Below are 1,821 nucleotides of genomic sequence, written 5' to 3' on the forward strand. Positions count from 1 at the left end.
ATCCAGCGCCAGATCCTGGAGCTGCTGGCGCGGCTGAAGGACAAGCACCGCATGAGCGTGCTGTTCATCAGCCACGACCTGGGCGTGGTGGGTGAGATCGCCGACCAGGTGGTGGTGATGCGCCATGGCGTGGTGCGCGAGCAGGGGCCGGTGGCCCGCATCTTCAGCGCGCCGCAGGACGCCTACACCCAGGCGCTGCTGGCCTGCCGCCCCAGCCTGACCCACAACCCGGCGCGGTTGACGGTGATCGACGACCACATCGCCGGCCAGCCCACCTCGGCGGCGCCGCCGGCTCGCCCGAAGGATGCGCAGGCGCCGGTGGTGCTGGAAGTGCGCTCGCTGGCCAAGAGCTTCTTCCTGCCGCAGGGCCTGTTCGGCAAGCGCGAGTTCAAGGCGGTGCGCGGCGTCAACTTCCAGCTGCGGCGCGGCCACACGCTGGGCGTGGTGGGTGAATCCGGCTCGGGCAAGACCACCATGGGCCTGACGCTGCTGCGCCTGCATGAGCCCACCGGCGGCGAGGTGATCTTCGACGGCAAGAACCTGCTCACGCTCACCGACCGCGAACGGCAGGCGATGCGCCGGCGCATCCAGATCGTGTTCCAGAACCCGTATGCGTCGCTCAACCCGCGCTTTTCCATCGGCCAGACGCTGGTCGAGCCGATGACCATCCACGGCATCGGCGCCAGCGTGGCCGAGCGTGAGCAGCTGGCCCGGCAGCTGCTGGGCAGGGTGGGCCTGGACGGGCGCGCCTTCGGCAAGTACCCGCACGAGTTCAGCGGCGGCCAGCGCCAGCGCATCGCCATCGCCCGCTGCCTGACGCTGCAGCCCGAGGTGCTGGTGCTGGACGAAGCGGTGAGCGCGCTCGACGTCAGCGTGCAGGCCCAGGTGCTGAACCTGCTGAAGGACCTGCAGGACGAGCTGGGCCTGGCCTATGTGTTCATCAGCCACGACCTGGCGGTGGTGCGCTTCATCAGCGACGAGGTGCTGGTGATGAAGGACGGCGAGGTGGTGGAACAGGCGCCGGCCGAGCAGATCCTGGCGGCGCCGCAGCAGGCCTATACCCAGCGCCTGCTGGCCGCGGTGCCCCGCGGCTGGCAACCGGCGGGCTGACGTTTCCTGTCCGCGCAGGCGCTGGCTGACGCAAAACGTCGGTGCCCGTGCGGCGCTTGTGACACTTCGCGTCAACCGGGGTGCGCCTGCGTGACGCAATGCACGTGCTGGCGCCATGGCACGAAGCCTGCCCTGCCTGCACAAGGAGTCCCCACCGCATGAGCCTGCCCACCCCGCGGCCTGAACCCGCCAGCCCGCCCGCCGCGCGTACCCTGCCCAGCAGCCCGCAGGCCGGCGCCGCGCGCAGCGTGGTGCGGCCCGCGCAGCCGCGCGTGCTGCAGTCGTCGCGCGCACCGGGGCAGATGTCCTTCGTGTTCCAGCGCTGAATCTTCCGGCAGGGCAATCCCCCGGCGGGCAGCGCCGTGCGCTGCTGCAAACTCGGTCTTTCACTGAAGTTTCAAGGAAAGACCAAGGCATGAGCATTTCCCGCCGCACCTGGCTCACCGCGCTGGCCGCCGCACCGCTGGCCACCGCCCCCTTCGCAGTGCTGGCGCAAGCCGCCTGGCCCAGCAAGCCCGTGCGCATCGTCGTGCCCTTCGCGGCCGGCGGCACCACCGACATCCTGGCGCGTGCGCTGGCGCCCGAGCTGCAGCGGGTGTTCGGCCAGCCCTTCATCGTCGACAACAAGCCCGGCGCGGGCGGCAACATCGGCGCGGCCGAAGTGGCCAAGTCGGCACCCGACGGCCACACGCTGCTGATGGGCACCGTGGG

General features: G+C 70.8%; 3 protein-coding genes. All 3 read left to right on the plus strand.

Annotated features, from left to right (window positions below; translation table 11 throughout):
* On the plus strand, window positions 1-1,110 hold a 1,110-nt coding region (locus ABNT58_RS17850), incomplete at its 5' end, for an ABC transporter ATP-binding protein (protein WP_348754791.1).
* A 158-nt stretch (window positions 1,111-1,268) separates the two neighbouring features.
* Window positions 1,269-1,436 (plus strand): hypothetical protein, encoded by a 168-nt coding sequence (locus ABNT58_RS17855; RefSeq protein ID WP_348754792.1) that lies wholly within the window; start codon window positions 1,269-1,271, stop codon window positions 1,434-1,436.
* Between the two features lie 89 nt (window positions 1,437-1,525).
* Window positions 1,526-1,821 (plus strand): tripartite tricarboxylate transporter substrate-binding protein (locus ABNT58_RS17860; RefSeq protein WP_348754793.1); only part of this gene is annotated, 296 nt, incomplete at its 3' end.

The organism is uncultured Aquincola sp. (assembly GCF_964001545.1).
GTDB lineage: Bacteria > Pseudomonadota > Gammaproteobacteria > Burkholderiales > Burkholderiaceae_C > Aquincola.

What these genes read in the sequence shown, in the direction of transcription:
- ABNT58_RS17855 (WP_348754792.1), top strand. Translation starts at nt 1,269, where the DNA reads ATGAGCCTGCCCACCCCGCGGCCTGAACCCGCCAGCCCGCCCGCCGCG.